We start from the raw sequence: 2,264 nt of genomic DNA, 5'->3' as shown, positions 1-2,264 counted from the left end.
TTATCTAATGAGAGGAATCGACATGGGCGCTGTCTATAGTCAACTGAGTATCACGGAACGCCGCAGAATAGAACGCTGGAGACACGCAAAGGTCCCTGTCGATGAGATGGCGCGTGTTCTCAAACGCTGTCGCTCGACGATCTTCGCCTCTCTGCACGCAAGTCAATTACCTTTGCTCGTGGCACGGAGTTTGTAAGCTGGCCCCACCTGCAGGCTGAGATCGGGACACAGACTTGGTTCTGTGATCCATCCAGCCCCTGGCAAAAAGGTATTGTCGAGAACACAAACCGCAGGCTTCGAAGATGGCTCCCGCGTAAGCGCGACATCCGGCAATGCACAGATCACGATATGAAGGTGATCTGCGATCGCCTCAACAACACGCCCCGTAAATGCCTCGGTTGGAAAACACCCGCCGAAGTCTTCCGCGAAAAAATGATGGAGGAAAGGGGTCGATCCCCCTACCCTCGGAAGGAATAGGAGCCGCGGTTCAAGTTTCGCTCACAGGTTGATCAGCACCACATCGCGATCATAGGTGCCCTTGGGCGTGGAGCCTTCGGTCAACCCGGTATTGGCCGCCTGCATGATGACGATCTTGTCGGCAGCAATGGCAGGCTTTGAGCACCTGCCATTGCTGCAACAAGGTTGCGGGCTAGACCACTGCCAGCGCCTCCCCCTCGCCCGAACGAAACCCTTTGCGAAAGCGCAGGGTGGCACGGGCTGAGGTCAAAACATGCCTGGGGCCACAAATACCCTGTAGCGCCTAGATCAGCTCTGCATCTGCCATCTGCTTAACCCCTTTTCTACAGCCACCTGTGACACTCTTTTTGCCAGAAGGCGGGCTCGGGTGACAAATACCAATCCGCTCACCTGCCCTGGGGCATCTCTACCACTTCGGGAAAGCGGATGATGCTTTGTCTCACCCAATGCTGCCACTGCGCATGAAATTCCGCTGCCAGCTGTGACAGTGGCCGCGCATGGGGCGTCAACAAGGCGTAGCTAAAGGGAACCTCTGGAAGGAAGGGGCGAAACACCACCCCGCGCGGGGTAGGTGCACTGTGCAAATAGCTGACAGCACTCAATACATCGACCACGGCGCAGATCTGACCACGCTCTACAAAATGAAACAGCGGCAGAAAATACTGTGCCTCGATACGCAGGTTAAAGGCGGCATTGGCGCTGGCAAAAGCCTGCCGCGTCGCTTTGAATGTCGAATGCTCCGGTTGCAGGGCCCCCATAGGCGCGCCGCTCAGATCTGCGGCCCGGATCACCTCACGTGTTGCCAGCGGGTGATCCACTGGTAGGGCGCAGAGACAGGCGCATTCAACAATCTCGCTGTTGTAATCCTCCTTGGCGTCCTGCGCCCCAGAGATGTCGCAGATCCCGATATCAAAGCTTTGCGCCGCGATCAGGCTGCGCACCTGCGGCGAGCTGCGGGTGGCAAGCGTCGTCTTGATATCCTGATTGCTGCCAATAAAATCGCTGACAAAGCTGGGCAGCAAAGAGCTGGAAGGCCCCGGCATCGCGACAATCCGCAGGCTGCCCTTGGTGCGGTCACGCATATTGCTGAGGTTCTGCCGGGTGGTTTCGAGCCGAGACAGGATCTCGGTGGCCTCCTCCATCAGGTAATGCGCCTCTGGCACCGGCACCAAACGACGCCCCTCCCGCAGGAAAAGCGACAGACCCAGATCCTGCTCCAGTGTGCGGATAGTCGCACTGATAGCAGGTTGGGTGCGATGCAGATTGCGGGCCGCCTGGCTAACGGACCCGGTTTTCATCACCTCACGAAAGACAGAGAGCTGCTGGCTGTTCACACTTCACTCCATAAACAATATTTATATACTTAGCAGAATTTCAAATTTGTATTTATGTTTTTTACGGTCATCATTGGTGCCCATAAGAAACGGCACCCCCGGCCTGAAGAAATCAGCCGGGACGGCGCATAGACAAGGGATGATCCAATGGGACTTTTTCGTAATCTGACCGGCGCGGCCCTGGCCTGCACCATGTTCACTGGCATGGCCACCGCGCAGGACATGACCTTTTTCCGCATCGGCACCGGCGGCGCTGGTGGTACCTATTTCCCCATTGGCGGTATCATTGCCAATGCTATCTCCAACCCTCCCGGTTCGCGCGCCTGCGACGAGGGCGGCAACTGTGGTGTCCCCGGTCTGGTGGCCATGGCGCAATCCACCAATGCCTCGGCTCACAATGTAAACGCCATTCAGGCCGGCCAGATGGAAGCCGGGCTTTCCGGCGCAGCCACT

3 protein-coding genes and 1 pseudogene are annotated in these 2,264 nt (G+C 57.4%); 3 read left to right on the top strand and 1 reads right to left on the bottom strand.

All coding sequences use genetic code 11. The annotated features are described in order from the left end of the window. Window positions 1–7: 7 nt before the first annotated feature. Together ABJP42_RS20775 and ABJP42_RS19595 are read left to right on the top strand one after the other, a co-directional pair. Window positions 8–196: a helix-turn-helix domain-containing protein gene (locus tag ABJP42_RS20775; protein ID WP_490363241.1), complete on the top strand. Its 189-nt coding sequence runs from the start codon at window positions 8–10 to the stop codon at window positions 194–196. Next, a pseudogene (locus tag ABJP42_RS19595) lies at window positions 130–477 on the top strand (IS30 family transposase); the annotation flags it as partial. The gene ABJP42_RS20775 and the pseudogene ABJP42_RS19595, both read left to right, overlap by 67 nt. 386 nt (window positions 478–863) lie before the next feature. Here the strand turns inward: ABJP42_RS19595 and ABJP42_RS19590 are convergent. Beyond that, entirely contained in the window at window positions 864–1,811 is a 948-nt protein-coding gene (locus tag ABJP42_RS19590; RefSeq protein ID WP_348343448.1) for a LysR family transcriptional regulator, read from the bottom strand. 147 nt (window positions 1,812–1,958) lie between these two features. On the opposite strand from ABJP42_RS19590, the gene ABJP42_RS19585 reads away from it, so the two are divergent. Continuing rightward, window positions 1,959–2,264: TAXI family TRAP transporter solute-binding subunit (locus tag ABJP42_RS19585; RefSeq protein ID WP_348343446.1), on the top strand; the 306-nt coding region annotated here is incomplete at its 3' end.

The organism is Pseudophaeobacter sp., from assembly GCF_039971195.1.
Lineage (GTDB): Bacteria > Pseudomonadota > Alphaproteobacteria > Rhodobacterales > Rhodobacteraceae > Pseudophaeobacter.
This window is presented reverse-complemented; position numbering and strand designations above follow the sequence as displayed.

What these genes read in the sequence shown, in the direction of transcription:
- ABJP42_RS20775 (WP_490363241.1), top strand. Translation starts at nt 8, where the DNA reads ATGAGAGGAATCGACATGGGCGCTGTCTATAGTCAACTGAGTATCACG.